The organism is Streptomyces sp. NPDC021749 (genome assembly GCF_040640655.1).
GTDB lineage: Bacteria > Actinomycetota > Actinomycetes > Streptomycetales > Streptomycetaceae > Streptomyces.
In genome coordinates, this window is the sequence record NZ_JBFACE010000059.1 from 1 (window position 1) to 19614 (window position 19614).

15 protein-coding genes and 6 pseudogenes are annotated in these 19614 nt (G+C 67.9%); 14 read left to right on the top strand and 7 right to left on the bottom strand.

Annotated features, from left to right (window positions below):
- Together AB0G35_RS34375 and AB0G35_RS34380 are read right to left on the bottom strand one after the other, a co-directional pair.
- Nucleotides 1–159, bottom strand: a pseudogene (locus AB0G35_RS34375) (IS5/IS1182 family transposase); the annotation flags it as partial.
- Nucleotides 160–526: 367 nt separating this feature from the next.
- Nucleotides 527–662, bottom strand: a pseudogene (locus AB0G35_RS34380) (IS5/IS1182 family transposase); the annotation flags it as partial.
- A gap of 373 nt (nt 663–1035) precedes the next feature.
- Between AB0G35_RS34380 and AB0G35_RS34385 the strand changes: the two are divergent.
- On the top strand, nt 1036–1509 hold the full coding sequence (locus AB0G35_RS34385) for a VOC family protein (RefSeq protein ID WP_360957840.1): 474 nt from the start codon (nt 1036–1038) through the stop codon (nt 1507–1509).
- A 30-nt stretch (nt 1510–1539) separates the two neighbouring features.
- Nucleotides 1540–1899, top strand: a complete 360-nt coding sequence (locus tag AB0G35_RS34390; protein ID WP_360957842.1) for a UBP-type zinc finger domain-containing protein — start codon at nt 1540–1542, stop codon at nt 1897–1899.
- 101 nt (nt 1900–2000) lie between these two features.
- Here AB0G35_RS34390 and AB0G35_RS34395 read toward each other — a convergent pair whose 3' ends face one another.
- Nucleotides 2001–2924, bottom strand: a complete 924-nt coding sequence (locus AB0G35_RS34395; RefSeq protein ID WP_360957901.1) for a DUF5996 family protein — start codon at nt 2922–2924, stop codon at nt 2001–2003.
- A 921-nt stretch (nt 2925–3845) separates the two neighbouring features.
- Between AB0G35_RS34395 and AB0G35_RS34400 the strand changes: the two genes are divergently transcribed.
- The gene (locus AB0G35_RS34400; protein ID WP_360957845.1) at nt 3846–4673 is read left to right on the top strand and encodes an SAM-dependent methyltransferase; all 828 of its coding nucleotides are present in this window, start codon (nt 3846–3848) and stop codon (nt 4671–4673) included.
- Nucleotides 4674–4972: 299 nt separating this feature from the next.
- Here the strand turns inward: AB0G35_RS34400 and AB0G35_RS34405 are convergent, their stop codons facing one another.
- Complete coding sequence (locus AB0G35_RS34405) at nt 4973–5626, bottom strand: maleylpyruvate isomerase N-terminal domain-containing protein (RefSeq protein ID WP_360957846.1); 654 nt, start codon at nt 5624–5626, stop codon at nt 4973–4975.
- 989 nt (nt 5627–6615) lie between these two features.
- On the opposite strand from AB0G35_RS34405, the gene AB0G35_RS34410 reads away from it, so the two are divergent.
- From AB0G35_RS34410 to AB0G35_RS34430, 5 genes and pseudogenes are all read left to right on the top strand, one after another.
- Complete coding sequence (locus tag AB0G35_RS34410; protein WP_360957849.1) at nt 6616–7314, top strand: DUF4232 domain-containing protein; 699 nt, start codon at nt 6616–6618, stop codon at nt 7312–7314.
- Nucleotides 7315–8271: 957 nt separating this feature from the next.
- The gene (locus AB0G35_RS34415; RefSeq protein WP_360957851.1) at nt 8272–8853 is read left to right on the top strand and encodes a hypothetical protein; all 582 of its coding nucleotides are present in this window, start codon (nt 8272–8274) and stop codon (nt 8851–8853) included.
- A gap of 79 nt (nt 8854–8932) precedes the next feature.
- Complete coding sequence (locus AB0G35_RS34420) at nt 8933–9112, top strand: hypothetical protein (RefSeq protein ID WP_360957854.1); 180 nt, start codon at nt 8933–8935, stop codon at nt 9110–9112.
- A gap of 264 nt (nt 9113–9376) precedes the next feature.
- Entirely contained in the window at nt 9377–9910 is a 534-nt protein-coding gene (locus AB0G35_RS34425; RefSeq protein ID WP_360957857.1) for a site-specific integrase, read from the top strand.
- A gap of 63 nt (nt 9911–9973) precedes the next feature.
- Nucleotides 9974–10685 (top strand): annotated as a pseudogene (locus tag AB0G35_RS34430) (IS5 family transposase); the annotation flags it as partial.
- A gap of 2 nt (nt 10686–10687) precedes the next feature.
- On the opposite strand, the pseudogene AB0G35_RS34435 reads toward AB0G35_RS34430, so the two are convergent.
- A pseudogene (locus tag AB0G35_RS34435) lies at nt 10688–10966 on the bottom strand (VOC family protein); the annotation flags it as partial.
- Nucleotides 10967–11264: 298 nt separating this feature from the next.
- Here AB0G35_RS34435 and AB0G35_RS34440 point away from each other — a divergent pair.
- From AB0G35_RS34440 to AB0G35_RS34455, 4 genes and pseudogenes are all read left to right on the top strand, one after another.
- Nucleotides 11265–12506 (top strand): hypothetical protein, encoded by a 1242-nt coding sequence (locus AB0G35_RS34440; protein ID WP_360957859.1) that lies wholly within the window; start codon nt 11265–11267, stop codon nt 12504–12506.
- A gap of 523 nt (nt 12507–13029) precedes the next feature.
- Nucleotides 13030–13665, top strand: a complete 636-nt coding sequence (locus AB0G35_RS34445) for a hypothetical protein (protein WP_360957862.1) — start codon at nt 13030–13032, stop codon at nt 13663–13665.
- A 301-nt stretch (nt 13666–13966) separates the two neighbouring features.
- Nucleotides 13967–15160, top strand: a complete 1194-nt coding sequence (locus AB0G35_RS34450) for an alpha/beta hydrolase (RefSeq protein WP_360957865.1) — start codon at nt 13967–13969, stop codon at nt 15158–15160.
- A gap of 795 nt (nt 15161–15955) precedes the next feature.
- Nucleotides 15956–16785 (top strand): annotated as a pseudogene (locus tag AB0G35_RS34455) (IS5 family transposase).
- Here the strand turns inward: AB0G35_RS34455 and AB0G35_RS34460 are convergent.
- Nucleotides 16740–16962 (bottom strand): annotated as a pseudogene (locus tag AB0G35_RS34460) (hypothetical protein); the annotation flags it as partial. The pseudogenes AB0G35_RS34455 and AB0G35_RS34460 overlap by 46 nt on opposite strands.
- Nucleotides 16963–17164: 202 nt before the next feature.
- Nucleotides 17165–17788: a TetR/AcrR family transcriptional regulator gene (locus AB0G35_RS34465; protein WP_360957868.1), complete on the bottom strand. Its 624-nt coding sequence runs from the start codon at nt 17786–17788 to the stop codon at nt 17165–17167.
- A gap of 196 nt (nt 17789–17984) precedes the next feature.
- On the opposite strand from AB0G35_RS34465, the gene AB0G35_RS34470 reads away from it, so the two are divergent.
- Together AB0G35_RS34470 and AB0G35_RS34475 are read left to right on the top strand one after the other, a co-directional pair.
- Entirely contained in the window at nt 17985–18413 is a 429-nt protein-coding gene (locus AB0G35_RS34470) for a DUF6463 family protein (protein ID WP_360957871.1), read from the top strand.
- A gap of 154 nt (nt 18414–18567) precedes the next feature.
- Nucleotides 18568–19302, top strand: coding sequence for an alpha/beta hydrolase (locus AB0G35_RS34475; RefSeq protein WP_360957873.1), 735 nt, complete (start codon nt 18568–18570; stop codon nt 19300–19302).
- The last annotated feature ends 312 nt before the right edge of the window (nt 19303–19614 follow it).

The following is a 19614-nucleotide window of genomic DNA, read 5'->3' on the forward strand; positions in this document are numbered from 1 at the left end:
GCGCAGGTGGTCGTAGTCGTAGCCCTTGTCGGCATGGAGCTTGGCTGGACGCCGGCGGCGCGGTCCGCGGCGGGAGCGGATGGGCGGGATCCCGCCCACGAGTGGTTCCAGTCCGAGGCTGTCGTGCATGTTGGCGCCGGAGATGCCCAGGGACAGGGGGCCTGGGTCTGGCGTGCGCGCAGGTAGCCGTCGTAGAAGGTTCGCGCCGGGACGGTCGTCGGCTTCGCGATCTACGGCCGGCATCTGTCCCACTTCGCCCACCTGACCTCGTACGAGGAACTCCTGGCGGCGTTCGGAAAACCCGACCAGGCGCATGAACACGAGGCATACGGCGACCTCATGGGCTATGACAACTACTACTGGGGCGCGCAGAAGCATGTGAGGTGGGACGCCTGGGACAACCGGGTGAGCCTGATCAACCTCGGCGACTTCGAAGGAAACACAGGCCCGTGACCAGCTGTGCCAGATTCAGACAACGCGAGAGTGCTTCGGCGTGACGGACCAACACGAGGGGCTTCCGTTTGGATCAGCGGGCGGACCAAAGGGAGATGCCTGCGATGTGAAGTCCGGCCAGCCAGATGGTGGTGGTCTTCTCGTAGCGGTTGGCGATGCCGCGCCATGGCCTTGAGGTGGTTGATGCGCCGCTCGACGGTGCTGCGTTGCTACTGGCAGCTCGGGGCCTGCCAGCGTGGGGCGAGACGAGCGGTATGTCCCAGCACCGTCACAGTGGACAGATCCGCATGGGCCAGAAGCTCAGGTCTGGCGCCCTGGCCGCCGTCTCCGCCGCGGTCGACCTCGCTCGGGCAAGTCGGGGGACACCGCATACGGGCGACCGCCCACGCCACGCGTTCCGCCCGCCGGCAAGGTGTTGTCGGTGGCTTGGTTCTTCGGCATGCTCCTCGGCATGCGACGAGTAAGGCGATCCGCCATCGAGGCGCCGGTGGGTGAGTGCGAAGGCTGCCGGGTCGACTGAGGACCTCTCCTCTCACCTCACCTCAGAATGCCGCACGGCCGTGCGCGCCATACGCTCGACATATGTCCGACGTCACCTCCGCCGGCGCCACAGCCGACGACCTTCCTGCACCGGCCGAGGGCCTGGTACTCACGCACTTCCTCACGGTCAGCGATGTCCCTCGCTCGCGGGCGTTCTACGCCGACGTACTGGGTGGAAGGGTCGTGCTGGATGAGAACCCCTGCATCGTCAAGGTCGCCAACAGCTGGATCATCATGAACCCAGGCGGCGGTCCCACCGATGACAAACCCGATGTCGTCCTGCGCACACCGCAGGACCCCAACACCGTCTCCAGCTTCCTGAACGTGCGGGTGGCGGACATCCGCGACTTCTACGCCACGGCGAGCGCCAAAGGGGCAGAGTTCCTCACCCCGCCCATCGACCGCCGCGCCGAGCTGCGCTGCTATATGCGCGATCCGGACGGCTACCTCATCGAGGTGGGCCAGGCCACGGGGCTGCTCAAAGGCATCCTGGCGCGCACCGGTACCGAGACCTGACGGCGGCGCCTCATCAGGGAGGCATCCCTCATGCCACACGAACAGATCCCAGGCATCGATCCGACCGCCGCTCCCAGCGGAGAAGGCTGCGTGGAGTGCATGGCGGGCGACGGACCGGGGTGGTGGTTCCACTTGCGGCGCTGCGCGGCGTGCGGGCATATCGGCTGCTGTGATTCCTCACCCTCGCAGCACGGAACGAAGCACGCGCGCGAGGCGGGGCACCCCTTCCTGACCAGCTTCGAACCGGGAGAGAGCTGGTTCTGGAATGTCGAGACCGACCAGTACTACGAGGGGCCGGAGTTGGCCCCGCCCCTCGCGCACCCGGCCTCACAGCCCACTCCGGGTCCCCGGGACAAGGTTCCGGAGGACTGGGAGCGGCAGCTCCACTGACCGCTCGATCGTTGGACTTTAACCGCTCGATAACCGCTCGATAACCGTTACTCGATAACCGTTAACCGTTCGATCGTGGGACTTTCCGGTCCTTCCCGGGGTCAGGTCTGCCGGAACCGGACCGGGTCCGTGATGCCTCCGGGGCACGCGAGCGCCGCGATGTCCCATCCGGCGCGTCCGGCCCCGGCCCGGTAGGCGCTTTCGTAGAAGGTCAGGACGGTGGCACGGGGATCGGTCTCGACGCGGGCCGCGTCGTAGGGCAGCACGCCCAAGTGGCTGCTGCCGCGCGGGACCCATCGCGCGGGCGCGGGGGTGAGCGGCTCCCCGGCCAGTCCGGCGGGCTCGGGGGCGGTGTAGGAGTAGAAGGCGGGCTCGGTGAAGGCGTCGTCGCCGAACCAGAAGCCGAAGCTGATCACTTCCTGGGAGTACGCCTCGCGGGTAACGGGGTCGGCCTGCCGTGGCTGGTCGATCCGTCGCCCGGAGAACCGGCTGTGGGCGATGTCGAAGGTGTGCCAGAAGTGGTGCACCGGGCTGCTTTTTCCCGAGTAACCCGCCGCGAACTCCTCCAGCACGGACGCCACCTGGCTCAGGACCCGCCAGTAGCGGTTGGCGGCCACGGGATCGTAGGTCGCGTGCTCGGTGTCCTGGGCGAACGGCCGGCCGGCGTCGGGTAGGTCGAAGGGCCTGGGAATGGCGATGTCCACGCGGACGCCCAGCGCGGTCAGAGCGGCCAGCGTTGCGTCGTGGAAGGACGCGACGGACTGGCCCGGAAGCGGGAAGGACCGCTCTCCGCCGTCCAACGTCGTGACGATGAGCCGGTGGTCGACGAAGTCGAAGTCGATCGTGAAGATCGGATTCCCGTCGACCTGACCCATCGGACGTGTGGTGATGCCGCGTCCCGTGACATGGAACGGGACATTCCACCAGTGGTTGCGCCGGGCGCTCGCCGCCAGGCGGATCTTGCCGATGATCTGCGCGAAGCGGTGCAGCGTCTCCTTGGTGTCACGCCACTCCGTCAGCGGCATCGGTGGGAACAGCTCCGTCACATTCCCATGATGCCTCCGTGGGCGGCGTCCGGCACCCGCGCCGGGAGCCGGAGGGAGCGGTCGGGTCCTCACGCACCAGAGCCGGCGTATCGACGCGTGCAGCACCTCGCCGCAGCGCCGCAGCGGGCTGCGGCGCTGCATGACCAGCATCAGTGCGAGGCCGGGCCCCCGTCGATGACGAAGGCGGTGACTGGTGGCCGCACCCGCTCTCCCGCGTCCTCGGGAACCTGGGGAACCTGGTGAGCAACGCGCATTGTCACGCCATCACCACGGTGCGGATCGCCTGCCGAAGCGGCCCGGGCGACACCGTGACATGGGACGTCTCCGACGACGGGCCGGGCGTGCCGCAGACGGGCCGGGCGTGCCGCAGACGGACCGGGAGCGGACCTTCGAACGGTTCGTCCGGCCTGACGACGCCGGCAACCGCGAGGCCGGAGGGGCCGACCTGGGACCGGCCGTCGTCCACGAGGTCGTGATTGACGGCGCAGCACCGGGCATCGGTCGTGCACGTCATCGCCACCGGCCCGGTCGCCCCGCTCGACCTGCCCCCGGTGCCACATGACCGGCCACACCTACCTCGGCCCGTGCCCGGCATGGACCAGCCCGCGTAGGCGCTCCGACTGGCTGGCAGCGCGTTGCCCACCCGCCCGGAGGCCCTGTGGCGCACCCCGTCTCCCGTAGCGCCCCGTCATCCCGTAGCCTCCGCCGCCCCGCATGGGTTCCTCCCCTGCCTCCTCCACCGGCCGGGGGAAGCTGCGCCGCGACGGCTATACCCGCTTTGCACAACGGATTTGGGGATGGCCGCCGCAGCGCCGGCATCACCCGTGAGCGGACACCAACGCCGGGCGGTTCTCCTACGATTGAGGCGACAGCGGGGTCGAGGGACAGGGGTGGGTTCTCATGGCGGACGACAGCACCACAAGGGTGGATCAGTCAAAGCCGAGCATTGCCCGTGTCTACGACTATCTGCTCGGCGGCAAGGACAACTACGCCGTCGACCGCGAGATCGGCGACTTCTTCATCAAGGATCTGCCCGGTTCGGTGGCGATCGCGTTCGCCAATCGCCAGGCCCTGATCCGCGCCGTGGACGCCATGGCACGCGACGGCATCCGCCAGTTCGTCGACATGGGCAGTGGCCTGCCCACCGCCGACAACGTGCATCAGGTCGCCCAGCGACGCCATGCCGATGCGCGCGTCGTGTACGTCGACAATGATCCGATCGTGCTCGCCCACGGCCGTGCCCTGCTGGCCACCGACGACCGCACGACAGTGATCCAAGCGGACCTGCGCGAGCCGGAAGAGATCTACGACCACCCGGACCTGCAGAACGTGATCAACTTTGACGAGCCGGTGGGTGTCATCTTCAGCGCGATCCTGCACCACCTCAACGATGGCGAGCGGCCCGCCGACCTCGTGCGTTGGTGGGCGGACCGGATCCCGTCGGACAGCCAGGTCTACATCTCTCACTTCTGCTCCGGCGAGAACGAGGAAACCCGGGTCGCGGAACAAAAGCTGCAGGGGAGTTTCGGCCGTGGCTGCTGGCGCACCGACGAGGAGATCGTCGCCCTGTTCGGTGACCTCGAACTGCTCGAACCGGGGATGGTCAGCTGCTCGCTGTGGCGGCCGGAACCCGCGTCGGGCAACGAGATCGTCGATACGGGCGGGGACCCACGCGATCTGACGGTGTGGGAACAGCTGATTTCGTGCGCACTGGCCCGCAAATCTTAAGGGGCAACCAAGGAACACGGCCCTACCTGTCGTGCAGCGCCGCCAAGTCCGTGGCGGTGTGCACGGTTCACGCGGAGAACAGATCCTCGCCGAGTCCCGCGAGAAGAGGGCCCAGATCAGCCGCGGGCAGTTCGCGGTGGGCGACGCGGCTCTGGAGAGCGAACCGATGCGGCCGATGGGCGGGTCCGCGCCCACGGAGATTGACGAACCGTTCACCGTCGCTAGCTTGCCGGTCCGTCGACCGTGGACTTCGGTGGCCCCGATCTCCCCTCCCACGAGGCAGAGCACTTCGCTATCAGTCAGCTGCGGCTGAGCGGCGCGCCGTGCCAGCGCCAGTTAGTGCGGCGGGGGCGATCAGGAGTCTCGATCCGTCCGGTGGCCCACAGAAGGGTCGACCATGGGGTGTCGATGACAGGGACGTCAGGGAACAGCCGCGCGAGGGCTCGTTCACTCAGGTCCTGCGGGGGCTCCCAGCCGTGGTTCAGACCCTGGACGATGTCGTGGGTGTGGACCAGGGTCTCGACGACGCTCATCGCTGCGAAACCTTCCGGGTCGGAGGCGCCGAAAACGTGCGGGGCCAAGGTGGTCGCGTCGGTGGCGCCGAGGACGGTCGCAAGGAGCCCGCCGCAGGCCTCCAGGACGGTCAGGAGTCCCCTGGGCCCTGCCTCAGGATCTCCGAAGATGACATTGGCCGGACCACTCGGGCGGTCTCTGGACATGCGCAGCGGGACCCGAGGTACGGCGATGGGCTGCGCCAGTCCGAACCGCAGTGCGTACGTGAGCAGGTCGTCCGCGAGGTGCTCAAGGGTTTCCCACCGCGTCCACTTCAAGTCGCTTGCAAGCTCGTGCCATTGGGCAGCCGGGACGCTTTCGAGGACTGCGATGCAGTGGGCGACAGCCTGCCGCACGTGTTTCCCGCTCACCCGCCTGCGCGGTTCTCCGGACTGTGGCATGCGGGGATCCTACAAGGGCGGAACGAGGCGACCCCAGCGGGTTGCCTGCAGGTCGTGAAGCGGCCCGGCCACCGCGAACCTCTTCCCGCCCAAGCAGATCGCCAACGACGTCTGGCACCCTTCAGCCCCGGCCACAGCCCCGCCCCGGCCCGCGTGCTGAACGCCTGGTGGGCGCTGTGGCTGCCCACCTTCCTGACCTGGCCCCTGTTCTGGACCCCGCGGACAGCGCTTCTCAGTGGGCACCCCGTGGACGCGACCGACTGCGCGAGCGATGACGCGTACGAGTTGTGAAGACCGACCCGGAAGCGCGCGTGTGGTCGACGGCGGATGCAAGGCCGGCGATGGGCAGGCGTACAGGACCGACTACCTCTTCACCAGCAGCCGCGACGGGCGGGAGGTCCGCAGGGCCGTCCAGGTCAAGACCATCGAGGCGTGGAAGAAGCTGTGGCTGCGGATCGCCGAAGCCACCAGGCAGCTCAACGGCGAGAACACGAAGGGAAAGGCGCAGCAGGCAAGCGGGACCCCGAGCAGGCTCCGCCTGGTTTTGAACGGGTCGTGCAGATCAACGTGGAGCCGTCGGTGGGTCAGGGTTCTTCTACGGCACAGCCGACCTGGAGCGGGTCCTGCGGCACAAGAACTACGCGCAGGCCCGGCAGAACCTGTGCATGGACAACGGCGCCCTCGGCCCCGTCCGGCTCTGCGGGGTGGGCGTCGACGCGAACCTTGTGTACGCGGCCACGTGAGTGCGCTCGGTGCTGCCGGTCGGTGGTGGCCATGGGGCGGTTCCGACTGTTTCGGGGCGGTGGCGGGCGCCGGATCCAGGGCGAGCATCTCCAGGCCGCTCGCGGCGGGGTGCCATTCGTTGGTGCGGTGTGATGGCGGGACGTGAGTGAGACGTTACCGGAACGTCAGTGGCACCGGGGAAAGTGGTGGTCGCACCGCGGGGGCGACCAAAGCAGACTCCCGCACGCAACAGGGGGAACCTGATCATGCGTACTTCCCGGATCCGTACCGCCGCCCTGGCCGCCGTCACCGCCGCGCTGGCGCTGGGCCTGACCGCTTGCGGCGGCGCCGACGCCGACTCCAAGGCATCGGGCGGCGCCAACGCCGCCGGTACCGCGCAGAGCAAGTCCGCGCCCAACGAGGACGGCAAGACCGGCGCGGAGCAGGCCTCCAGCGGCGGTGACACCACCAAGGCCGCGCGCTCGACGACCGCCCCGGGCGGGACGGACAAGGGCGCGGGTAAGGGCACAACGGCCGGCGCACAGCAGTGCCGCGGCGACGAGATGCTGCTCACCGCGGTGCACCGGTTCGCCGGGCAGCAGGGCGACCACCTGCTGGTCACGGCGTCGAACAAGGGCACCAAGCCGTGCTGGGTCACCTCGTACCCGGCCGTGAAGCTCGGCGACGACGTCGACGGCGCCGTGCTGCCGCACTCGAAGAAGGACAACCCCGGCGGCACCAAGCACCTCACGCTCCAGCCCGGAGGCACGGCATACAGCGCGGTGAACCTCTTCGACTACGGCTCGAAGCATCACACGGCACAGTCCTTCGCCCTCGCGCTGCGCGGCGCGGACGGCCACGTCGGCCCCTTCTACTCCGTCGGCATCAAGGGCGAGAAGCGGCAGTTCAGCTGGAACGATGCCGACGTGCTGAACTGGAACACCAAGAAGCCGTACGACTTCTGACGCCCCGTCGGCCAGGGAGGTGTCCGGAACCTTTCCTGGCCGGCTGATGGCTCTGCCCTCATCCGTTCTCCGGCATGGTGAAAGGCGTGAGCCTTCAGGTCACACGCTCGGGAACCTGCGTTGCATGAACCTCGACGAGCTTCCCACGGTGGAGTTCGCGTTCCCCGGGCCGCTGCGGGACCAACTATGTGCGCCTGGTGCAGGAGTCGCCGCGTACGGCCGGTGCCCGTATCCGCGCCGACTACGAGCGGACTCCGGGCGGCCGGTGGGAACGCCCGGCCGCGGCAGAGCTTTGTGGCCGAGCGGCGCCGGTCCTACACACCAAAGGAAGCCGCGGCGTTCTGGGCTCTGCATCCTGCGCCCAGCGCTCCCGCGGTACCGCTGCGAGCTGCTCGACATCGCCCAGCTGGCCCGGCCCCTCATGCCGCTGCACCTGCAGCCACGCCGGCTCGCCAGCACCTCCCAGCCGGCTGCCCTGCCGCTGCCGTCCCAGCCGGTGTCCTACTGGCCGGCGAGCTCCCTGAAGCGGGCATCGTAGAGGGCGGCGACTCGCGCGAGGGGGCCGAGGCAGCTCCGGATCGGTGTTCGCGCCGGCGATGCACGAAAGAAGCGCGGTTCGTGCCCTCAGTGCGGTCAGATCGGAGGGGCGACTGAGGTGTCCGGCGGCGCATTGGTAGGCCGCGTCCTGGCCATCGGCCAGTAGCGCGCCTGGGCTGGTCGCCCCGCAGGTTAACAGCGCAGAGCCACAGCCGAAGAGACCGCGGTATCTCGCCGGACCACGGTCACGGAGCCGGACGTTGATGGTGAGGGGGCCGGCCAGGGGAGGGGATTCGGCGAGGAGTGTGGCTGGGGGTCCAGGCGGTCCAGCAGACGACCGGCGGTCCCTTTTTCACCGAGGACCGAACGCACGCCGAGTCAACGCCGCGGCCCGATGCCGTACGGTCCGCTCCTGTATCAATGAGCCGCACCACCCATCCGTCGGGGCTTTGGTTATGCTCACGCCGTCAGGAGCGATATGAGGGGGGAATTGTGGCCAGGCGTCTCAGCCGTCAGGAACTGGAAGTTGAAGTCGAGTTCTATTCTTTCGCCCTTCAGGAGGCGGACGACAGCCTCGTCCCGAATCCTTTCCCGGAAGATTCAGAATCGGACGACTTCATTTCTCTGCATGAACGACGGATCGACATCAAGAGCGGTGGGCATACTCACACCGCCACGCTGACCGCAGAAGTATGGACTACGGCCCCAGAGGTCGTTGAAGGCGAATGGGAAGCCGAAGGTGGCGGGGAGATCGAATGTCCAACCGGAGAACTTGCCGTTCGTGAAATGATGGGAAATTCCGGAAACTATATCGAACTGAAGCAAGCCGGATTATGGAAATTTCGAGCTTACTGCACGGGGCGGGAAGCCGTGTACCGCTTGGCTCAGGTGGATGTTCCCAGTGGAGTTGAGCGGTACCTAGTGCAATTTTGGCCCGCTGAAGGATTATCTATCCTGCCGGGTGGGTCTTTCGGGTCCGTCCGGGTGATGGCCACTTTATAGCCATGAGGTACGCGTCGAATTCTTGCCCTTTCGCGTCCCGCCCGTCCGACGGTGCTACGAACTAGCATCCTGAGCAGCCATGCCGTACGCGATGTTCGAAGCGACGCTGCGGGGTTGGCATGCTCAGCAGAAGTCGCGGGGGCTGAAGGACGAGACGGTTGCCGACCGGGAACGGCTCATACGCAAGTTCCTGGAGTTCGCGAACGACTACCCGTGGCAGTGGACACCGGGCATGTGGACGAGTGGTCGGTCTCGTTGACGGGCGAGAGGCACCTGGCGCCTTCCACGAAACGCGGCTATCGGGCATTGTGCGGCTGTTCAGCGAGTACCTCACCGACAATCGGTACGGTTGGGGGCTGGCCTGTGAGGAAGCCTCCGGCACCTTCCCGGTGGCGGTCTGCCACGAGTGGAACACCATCGCCCACCTCAACGACTACGAGGGCGATCCGGAGGCGAAGCCGTTCACTCGGGAGCAGTTGCAGCAGTTCCTCGACTATGCCGATGAGCAGGTCGAACGCGCGCGGTGCGAGACAAACGCAAGGGCGCCCTCGCGGCCTACCGCGACGCCACGTTGTTCAAGGTCATCTACGGGTGGGGCCTGCGCCGGACGGAGACCTCCAAGCTCGATCTGGTCGACTTCGGGCGCAATCCGCAGGCCCGTCATTTCGCCAGGTATGGCATGCTCAATGTCTGCTATGGCACGGCGAAGAAGGGCCAGCAGCCGCGACGGCGGAACGTGTTGTCGGTGATGGACTGGGCCGTCGAGGCGGTCGCCGACTACGTCAAGAACGTCGGGCGCGCTTCGCATTCCCTGATCACCCGGCTTTGTGGATCACCGCACGTGGGGCCGCTTGCGGCCCGGCTCGATCAAAGACCGGTTCGAGGCATACCGCGATGCCCTCAAGCTGCCGAGAGAGCTGTTCCGCACTCCTTGAGGCATTCGTACGTCACGCATCTGACGGCGGACGGTGTGGACCGGCGCTTCATCCAGCAGCAGGTCGGCCACGACTGCACAGCTCTCTGGCCCTCTACACCCACGTCAGCGACGACTTCATGAACACTTTCCTGCACAAGGCACTGGCCCCGGCATTCGCCGGGAGATCTCACGGATGCACAGTGGGTGGCGTTGGAGCCGTTGTTGCCGAAGGGGAGAAAGGCAGGGCGGCCGCCCATCTGGTGCCGGCGGCAGCTCATCGACGGCATACGGTTCCGGGCCCGTACCGGTGTTCCTTGGAGGGACGTCCCTGTTGACTACGGGCCGTGGGGACGGCTCTATGACCTGTTCCGTCGATGGCAGCGGGACGGCACCTGGCACCGGGCCCTCACAGGGCTGCAGTCCCTGGTTGATGCGGAGGGTGCGATCACGTGGGATTTGAGTGTTGACTCCACGGTGTGTCGAGCTCATCAGCATGCGGCCGGGGCCCGTAAACGGGGCGACGTGCAGAAAGAACCACCCGGCGGCGCATGCACCGAGCCCTCTGATCACGGGCTGGGACGTTCGCGCGGCGGGTTCACCACCAAGCTGCACCTGGCCGTCGCAGGAACAGAAGCCCATGTCCATCGTGATCACCGCTGGACAGCGCGGGGACTCGCCGCAGTTCGAACCCGTGCTGGAGAAGGTCCGTGTGCCCCGCATCGGGTCGGGCCGACCACGTGTCCGGCCGAATCGCGTGAGGGCTGACAAGGCGTCCGCCTCCCGCAGAAGCCGTGCCTACCTGCGCCGACGCGGCATCCGTTGCACCATCCCGGACAAGGCCGACCAGGAACGTAACCGCAAGAAGCTGGGTTCTCGCGGCGGCCGGCCGCCCAGATTTGACGCCGAGGACTACAAGGCGTCGAAGTGCCACCGGTTCTTGGCGGCCTTCGCCTCCGGAACCTGCTGGAACCACACCCTCGGCCCACGTCCCGCGGGATCGATGATCGACTCCGGAATATCCCCGGCACCGGCCGGCAACTCCGCCTCGGGCACCCCCACCGCCGCCCAGTAAGCACGCCACGTGGCGTGCCCGCCCGGCGGAGGTTCAGGCACGTATCCCAGGGCCGCCTCGGCTCAGAGAATCACCATTCTCCGCGGATCGGAGCAGTCGATCGTCAGCTGCACTGTCGTCTCGATGTTCGGAGCATCCCAGGCAGGTCTGACAGACGATCCCCTTTCGCAACAGGCGCTATGGCGTTTTTCAAAGGGGGGTCCCCCTGCTCGGTGGCGTACAGGTCCGTTAGGGATGGAACCGGTCCGCCGCCCGTGCGCGACAGGGGCGAAATAAGCCCCTCTATGATCATTTTTGGCCAGTTCCGGGCTCCCGTCACCACCCCCGCGGCCGCTACGTTCCCCCCTTGACCGAACACACAACCAGGGGGAAAGGGCAACGATGCGCCCCATAGGACCCGTCAGCCGCGTCGGCAGATCACTCATGGCGGTGACCGCTGCGGCGGCCGCCTGGGCGGTCACCGCCGTGGGCCTTGCCGCCTCACCGGCTGCTGCAGCACCCACCACCACGACGGCGCAGACGCCCGCGCCCGGCGACACCTGTACGGCGGCCGACCTCGGCACACGCCACCCGTACATCAAGACCACCGAAGTGTCCCCGACGATCACCCACTTCAAGGGCTGGTACGTCACCGAGGGCACAACCGGCAACCGGACCGTCAGCACCAGTACCCAGACGACCATCTCGGTCTCCGTCGGCCTCAACGGCAATGTCGAGGGCAGTTTCGCCGTCGAGACCCTCGGCAAGGTCGGCGCGAGCCTGGGCCTGAACGTAAAGGTCGAGTACTCCTCCACCAGCAGCGAGTCGAATTCGGTCACGTGGAACTTCAACCAGCCCGGCTACTACGGCGTCTACAAGGGCACCAAGAAGGTCACCGGCACGTACGGAAGCCTCAACTGCAACCGCGTCCAACAGGGCGACGGCAGTTGGACGTTGAAGTGGATCGAGGGGCCCGGCAGCGGCAGCTTCACCACCTACACCACCCTTGAGGAGGGCGCGGTGCGCTGCCAGGACAAGGTGCCCGCAGACAGCATCATGGCCAAGGCGCAGGGCCTCCTCGACTGCGGCTCGGCCGCCGCGAAAGCCGAGCACCCGGCGGGTGCGGTGGCACCGACGACGAAGCAGATGCGGGACCGCCTCGTGCAGCGTCCGGCTCTCGCCAGTGGCACGTTTGCCGAACAGCCCAAGGCCACCGGGCGTAGCGCGCGGGCCGCTCTCAACTGCGAGTCCGGCGCCTACAAGATCGCTGTACCCGGCCAGCCCCTGTCCTGGGGCGCGCCGCTCCTGGCGTCCGACGGTGTCCGTCTGCGGCCCTCGACGATCTTCAGCGCCCACCTGGACAACTGGCGCCTGTGCAACGTGACGGAGCACAACGGGGTCATCGAGGCGTCCCTGTGGAACTGGGGCAACGGCGGATGCGCGACCATCGCCGAGCAGAACGCGGCCACCGAACGGGCGGTCCTGCAGACGGCCCCCTGCACGGAGGACGACCTCCAGCGGTTCTACATCTACCGCGACGTACCCGGCAGCTCGAAGATCGGTGTGCAGAACAAGTACACCGGCTCCATGATGGGCCACGACCGGTACGCGGACGGGGAGTTCATACGCCAGTACTCCAGCGGCAGGCAGGACGGTACGGGTACGTACACCCTGATCGGAGTCTGACTTCCCACACCCCGTGAGCGGCCCCGCACGTGAACCCGCGACCTCCCGGTTTCGTGCGGGGCCCTCCGTGTCCCTACGCCGGAAAAGTGCACGGTCGGAATAACCCCCTCCCGCCAGTAGTACTTGGCCTGCGGTCGGGATGCTGCCCCGACCCGGACGAGCCTGGCCAGCGGCACGTGATCCACGGATACGTCTACAAGACGGCCGTCGACGAGGACGGAAACCACCTCTCGACTGGTGAACTGCGGGACGTCCCCTGGGTCGTCATCGCCCCGGGCGTCTTCGCCATAGGCGTGCTGGAGCCGGTCGTCCCCGCCGGGGAACTCCTCTTCGGCAGCCGGCTCCACCAGTTCGGCGGCTTCGGCCAGCGGACCAAGGCCGCGCTTCGCGCCGAGACCCTGCGGGAGAGGGGGAGCACTTCGTCAACTGGGCCTCGCAGCTGGCCCACCGCCTGGACCGTCCGTACGAGGTCATCCCGCCGGACCCCCACGGCGCGATCGGCACGGGCCGCTTCCACCGCACCATGGCCATGCTCACCGACCAGTTCCCGGGCTCTGAGATCGCCTGGGGGATCCAGCTCAAGCACGTCGCCGCACGGCCCCTGGCCAACCACACGACCCTGTCCTACGCAGCCAGCGACACCCAGTGGGCGGAGCTGCTGGGAACTGCCTGGGAAGCAACCTGGTTCCGGCGCTTCAAGGGCCTCTACGGCCAGCACGAAGAGGACAAGCCGATCGGCTACGGACCCGGCGCCGACCGAGTCAAGGAGGTGTTCGACGAGGTCATCTCCACTGCCAAGGCCAACGGCGGTGATGCCAGGGCCGAAGACGACATGCTGCGCAAGGCCCGGATCACCATCCGGTTCGGCATGCTCAACAACTGCCTGTCCGACGAGGCGAACCCGAAGGGAGCCGCCTGCCTGGAGAACGCCGTCATTCCCGCGGGTCATACCGGTCCGCTGGAGGGGCGGTGTCGTCCCGACCGCAGCCGCAACAGCGTGATCGGCATTGAGCACGTCCCCATCTACGACTCGCACCGGCGCACCCAGCTCAAGTTGCTTCAGCCCCGTCGCCTGCCCACGGCCCGCAAGTCCATCATCCGCCGCGAGGTCGAGCGTGCCGAGGCCGTGCTTGCCCAGGTTAAGGAGGAGAACACGTGACGGGCCCCGCCGACCGGACCTTGAGGGCTGAGGGCTGAGGGCTGACGGCTGGCCACCGCCATGCCGCATCCAGCGCCACCCGCCTGGCGAACTGCGATTCGCTCAGCCCAGATTACGGCTCGACCCACTTCGGATCACCGCTGGGATCGCCTCACCCATGCCCAGCCAACCCACCAACCACCACGCGGATTACGGGAAAACCTCTAGGGGATCGCTTCCTGAATTCCCCCGTTTCTCAGGTGAATCCCCTACATCGCTGAGAGGACGTCAACTGCCTTACGTGCTGCCTACAGTCCTGGCCATGACCTGTATTCGTCGCACTGCCACGGTGGCGGCGCTCCTGTTCGCGCTGCCGCTGCCCGTCGTGGTCGCCGCTCCCGCGCTGGCCGCGCCCGCCGTCCCTGCCCCAGCCACCGCGCCTGCCCGGCCCACCGTGTCGGCGGGCGTCCACATCGATCTCCCGCGCCCGACCGGACCGTACGCACCCGGCCGGGAGATCCTGCACCTCGTCGACCAGGACCGGCCTGACCCGTGGGTTCCGGCGGCGGGCCCGCGCCAGTTGATGGTGTCGATGTACTACCCCGCCAAGGAGGGGACGGGTGGTCCGGCCCCGTACATGACCCCCGAGGCCGCCAGACTCATGCTGGACGTGAAGGTGCCAGGCAACACCGTTCCCACCGAGGTGGTCACCGGCACCCGGACGTGGGCCAAGTCCCACGCACGCGCGCAGCCCGGCCGGTTCCCGCTGGTGGTGCTCTCTCCCGGCTTCACCATGCCGCGCACCGAACTGACCAGCCTCGCTGAGGATCTGGCCAGCCGCGGGTACATCGTCGCGCTCGTCGACCACACCTACGAGAACACCGGGACAACCTTCCCTGACGGACAGACGCTCACCTGTGTCATGTGTGACAGGCCGAAGACCCCGGAGGTTTGGGAGGCCCTGAACGAGAGCCGGGCGAAGGATGTCTCCTTCGTCATCGATCAGTTGACCACCCACCGGCACCCGGCCTGGCGCTACGCACGCATGATCGATCGCGACCGGATCGGCATGGCCGGGCACTCCGTCGGCGGCTCCGCGACCGTCCCGGCCCTGCTCACCGACGACCGTATCCGGGCCGGAGCGAACCTGGACGGCACCATGGACGTCCCGGTGCCCGCCACCGGGCTCAAAGGCAAGCCGTTCTTGATGATCGGCCACCCGCTGCGCGACGGCCAGGAGGACCCCAGCTGGACGGAGAGCTGGGCCAACCTCGACGGCTGGAAGCGCTGGCTGACCGTCGCCGGATCCCACCACGCCACCTTCACAGACCTCCCGCTGTTCATCGAGAAGCTCGGCCTCCCTGAGCCTCCCGGCACCACGATCGGCGCCGAGCGCGGGGTGCAGCTCACCCGGGAGTATGTGGCGGCCTTCTTCGCCCTGCATCTGAAGGGGATCGACCAGCCGATCCTCAACGGACCGGCCCCCGAGAACCCGGAGATCAGCTTCCACCCATAGTGGTTGCTGTCACGCGTCGCTGTGCAGGGCCGTCGGAATGCTGCGCGGACGACGCGATGGACCTCTGTCATCTCGACTCGGGCGGCGATCTGCCACACATGGGCCCGTTGCAGGGCGAAGGAGCCGAGGATGCGGTACCCACTCGGTACGCCGTAGCGCGGGGTCGGCCGTGACATGGCGATACGGCCGCGCAGGTTGAGTGGATTGTGACGTCCTCCTCGGCCAGCGGGGCCTTCGGGTTGAGAAGGCCGGCTGTCAGCCGGCGCCTCGTCGCCCGAGCCCGTACGACACGACGAGCGGCCCCCGCGGCTGCGGTGCTGGCCGGCGTCCTGGGCCCGGGCTGTGCGCCTGCGTTGTCGGGCGGCCCTCGTCGACGCCGGGGCTGGCCCCACGCTTTGGAGAGCCGGATCGGCGGAAGGACGATGTGCTACCGACAGGGCCCCCGGCCGGGGGGAGGAGGCCTCGACGGCCGGCGACGCGGTGTGCAACGCAGTCGCTCGCCGTGCGAGCCGCTCGTCCAGCTCGCACGGCCGCCGCCGTCGAACCACGGAACGCCGACTTCCCTCACCGCACCAGCGGCTGGGCGGCCGTACGGCCGCGAAGTCCTCTTCGCGCCCGACACCGTCCGCCGGCGGAATCCCCGGCTCGTACAGCAGCCTGCGGCACCGCCTCTCTCGCGGATGCGTCATAGCGGTGCTGCCCGTCGACCTCTCCGCGCGGCAGGCCCGCATCAGCCAATCGGTTCGGCTAGGCGGTGTCTTCAAATGATCTTGAGTGGTGGATCATGGTCGGGTGATACGTCGCCATGAATTGTCGGATGCTGAGTGGGAGTTCGTGCGGCCGCTGCTGCCGCAGTCTGTGCGGGGCCGGAAGCGGTTGGACGACCGCACTGTGCTCAACGGGATCGTGTGGAAGTTCCGCACCGGCACGGCCTGGCGGGATGTGCCCGAGCGGTACGGCCCGTGGGCCACGCTGCACACCCGCTTCCGGCGATGGGCTCTGGACGGCACCTTCGAGCGGATGCTCCGGGCCGCCCAGGCAAGGGCAGACGCGGCCGGCGACATCGACTGGCTCGTGTCGGTCGACTCCACCGTGGTCCGCGCCCACCAGCACGCCGCCGGGGCCCGAAAAGGGGGCTCCGCAGCTCGGCCCTCGGACGCTCCCGAGGCGGCCTGACCAGCAAGATCCACCTTGTCTGCGGTGCCTTGGGGCGCCCGCTCGCCTTCACCGTCACAGGCGGGAACACCAACGACTGCACCCAGTTCACCGCCGTGATGCAGGCGATACGGGTGCCCCGGATCGGCCCGGGGCGACCACGGGTGCGGCCCGCCCACGTGCTGGGCGACAAGGGCTACAGCTCCAAGGCCATCCGGGCCTGGCTCAGGCGTCGGGGCATCGGCCACACGATCCCGGAGCGAGCCGACCAGACACGCAACCGGCTCCGGCGCGGCAGCCGCGGCGGGCGCCCGCCAGCCTTCGACAGGCAGCTCTACAAACGGCGCAACGTGGTCGAACGCTGCTTCAACCGCTTGAAGCAGTGGCGAGGCATCGCCACCCGCTACGACAAGACCGCCGAGTCCTACCAAGCAGCCCTCGCTCTCGCATCGCTCCTGATGTGGGCGTGACATTTGAAGACAACTCCTAGGGCGACGATGATGCCTGGGGGGGCCGCGGAGGTAGCAGAGCCGGAAGATGTTCTCGTACTGTGCTACCTCGCCGAGGAGTTCGGCGCCGTGGGCGTGCAGGCGGGCGATGGCGTCGTCGATGTCATCGACGGCGAACATGACACGATGCAGGCCCAGGCGTGTTGGGCGGAGGGTTCCGACTGACCTCCGGCACCGGACACGACGGGTTCGAGTTCACCCCTGACGAGCAGGCCGCGGAAGCCTTGCGGCGCGATCCCGCGGCCTGCGAACTCCGGCTCATCTGGTGGGTGGTGAGCACCGCGCGTGGCCGGGGCGTGGGGTCCCAGACAAGGTCATGCAGCCCGGGGTCGCGGCGCTGTCAGTGCGGCTCGGCGGTTTTGTCGGCGCGGCCGCTGCGGCTCGGCGGCTCGGCTTTGTCAGGGTTGTTGTGGTGGCGGTCGGCCAGGGCGGTGATGCCTGCTGTGGTGGCGGCGGCGAGGTCGGTGATCATCGCGTCGTCGACGGGCAGGTTGAGGATGTACAGGGCGGACGCCAGGCAGCCGAGAAGCAGCAGGTGGGCCATCGCGGGGTCAACGGCCCCGGCCAGCTCGCCGCGGGCCACGGCCTGTTCGATGATCTCGGCGAAGGCGGCCTGTTCGGCGGCCAGGAAGGTGTCCTTGAACCGGGACTTCAGTTCGGGATTGATGGAAAGTTCGTTGATCAGGGCCGGTGCCAGCGCTCGGGCCGCCGGGGCGGCCATGCGGACGTGAAACGCGCGGACCAGTGCCAACAGGTCGCCGTGCAAGGAGCCGGTGCCGGCCGGCGCGGGCAGTTGCTGGTCGTGCATGGTGGCAACAAACGCCATCTCGGCCTTGGAGGCGTAGCGGCGGTAGATCGCCGCCTTGCCCACCCCGGCGCGCGTGGCGACCTGGTCGACGGTCAGGGCCGGGTAGCCGACTTCGTCGATCAGCTCACGCGTGGTCTGCAGGATCTGGTGGTCCACGCGACTGTCCCGGGGGCGTCCACCCCGTTGCCTTTTCGCCATCATGCCTGCACTATACGGAACCAGAGTATCGAAACGACAGTATCGGAACTGGGCCTGTGGTTGCGGGCAGCGAGTGCACCGACCCCCGCTCCGCCGCAGAGCAACGGCGATGAAGCCGCACCACGCGGCTTCACGACAAGAATGGAGAACACACATGATCAAGTGGGCCGGCTGGATCATCACGTTGTGCGGAACCGGACACACCATCGGCGCCCTAACGGTGCAGAAAGCCGCGCGCCACGCCGGGACATGGTTCAGCGGCGGACTGTGGAGTGAGGACCTCGCCGACATGAGCCCGGCCGGCGCCGCGTACTGGCTGAGCCTGGCAAGCTTCGGCATTCCACTCATCCTGATCGGCCTGACGGTGCTGTGGCTGGACCGCCGCGGCATCACCCCGCCGGCCTTCGTCGGCTGGACGCTGGCGAGTTGGACCGTCGTCGACGCCGTGGTCCTTCCCTTCACGCCCTGGCCGCTGTTCGTGCTCGCCTGCGCCCTGCTGCTGATCGGAACCCACCGCGCCCACCGCAGCCGCCGAGCCCACCGCGACCACCCCGCGCCCACAACCGGGCTTCCCCGAGCGTGATCTGCCTCCGTCCGTGACTTTCGAAGTCCCCTCTGCCGCGTGGTGAATCACTCGGAAGACACCGTCGACCACCGGGAATTCAGGACAGCCGGTGTCCGCCTTCGTGCCTACCTGGCGCCCAAGACAGCGGAGCAAGCACGAAACGAAGGGGGCCGTGGCAGCGATCGTTCTGGTTCCCGGGTTCTGGACTCGGAGCATGGGCATGGGAAGAAGTGACAGCGGCACTGAGACGGCGGGACATGACGTCTACCCGCTCACGCTGACCGGCCTGGCCGACCGCGCAGCCGAGGCCACCCCCGACGTGGATATCTACACACACGTAGACGACATCGTCCGTCTCATCGACGACAACGGTGCAGGATGTGGTGCTGGTCGGACACAGTGGAGCGAACCTGCCGGTTACCGGCGCCGCGGACCGGATCCCGGAGCGCATAGCACGGATCGTGTATGTGGACGCCGGACCGTTGCCTGGCGGCATGGCCGTGATCGACTTCAACAAGCCCAGACGCAGCAGGAGTGGCGCAAGCAGGTCGCGGAGAAGGGGGACGGCTGGCAGCTGCCGGCACCGCCGTTCGAACCGGCAGCCGATCCGGACCACCTGGCAGGACTCACCACGGAACAGCTGGCACGCATGGCCAAGTTGGCCACACCTCAGCCGTTCGCGACGGCCACTCGCGCCCTGAACCGCCCCACGGTGCCGCCGGACACGCGCTGCTCGGTGATCGCCTCAACCCTCACCCCCGAACAGGTGCGCATGCTGGCCGACAGCGGCAACCCAGTCTTCAAGTCGATGGCCGATGCGGACCTACCGCACCTGCCGACCGGGCACTGGCCGATGTTCTCCCAACCCATCGAACTGGCATCACTGCTGGACGAGATCACCCGCTGACCGGGCCACGCGCGGGGAGCCTGCCCCGAACTTTCCGGCAGCCGCGTGGTTCACGCCGGCATCACCAAGCCGTCCACACATACGCCCCATCGACACTGCCTGGCTGACCGCGGGCGGGAACCTGAACCGGCCCCACACCCGCACAGGGCATCGTGCAGACGAACCGGCGGCAGACCCCAGCGGGTCTGCCGGATGACGAGACGCGCTGCAAGGACCGATACAGCTTCCGCGCCTTGAATCCAGCCAACCACTGCGAGCGGTGAACACGAGGGCCGCCGTCGCGTTGCCCTAGTAAGCTCCCGGTGGGTCAAC

Coding starts and splice junctions, on each gene's coding strand:
- AB0G35_RS34385 (WP_360957840.1), top strand. CDS start 1,036: ATGTCCGACGTCACCTCCGCCGGCGCCACAGCCGACGACCTTCCTGCA.
- AB0G35_RS34390 (WP_360957842.1), top strand. CDS start 1,540: ATGCCACACGAACAGATCCCAGGCATCGATCCGACCGCCGCTCCCAGC.
- AB0G35_RS34395 (WP_360957901.1), bottom strand. CDS start 2,924: ATGCCGCTGACGGAGTGGCGTGACACCAAGGAGACGCTGCACCGCTTC.
- AB0G35_RS34400 (WP_360957845.1), top strand. CDS start 3,846: ATGGCGGACGACAGCACCACAAGGGTGGATCAGTCAAAGCCGAGCATT.
- AB0G35_RS34405 (WP_360957846.1), bottom strand. CDS start 5,626: ATGCCACAGTCCGGAGAACCGCGCAGGCGGGTGAGCGGGAAACACGTG.
- AB0G35_RS34410 (WP_360957849.1), top strand. CDS start 6,616: ATGCGTACTTCCCGGATCCGTACCGCCGCCCTGGCCGCCGTCACCGCC.
- AB0G35_RS34415 (WP_360957851.1), top strand. CDS start 8,272: ATGAGCCGCACCACCCATCCGTCGGGGCTTTGGTTATGCTCACGCCGT.
- AB0G35_RS34420 (WP_360957854.1), top strand. CDS start 8,933: ATGCCGTACGCGATGTTCGAAGCGACGCTGCGGGGTTGGCATGCTCAG.
- AB0G35_RS34440 (WP_360957859.1), top strand. CDS start 11,265: ATGGCGGTGACCGCTGCGGCGGCCGCCTGGGCGGTCACCGCCGTGGGC.
- AB0G35_RS34445 (WP_360957862.1), top strand. CDS start 13,030: ATGGCCATGCTCACCGACCAGTTCCCGGGCTCTGAGATCGCCTGGGGG.
- AB0G35_RS34450 (WP_360957865.1), top strand. CDS start 13,967: ATGACCTGTATTCGTCGCACTGCCACGGTGGCGGCGCTCCTGTTCGCG.
- AB0G35_RS34470 (WP_360957871.1), top strand. CDS start 17,985: ATGATCAAGTGGGCCGGCTGGATCATCACGTTGTGCGGAACCGGACAC.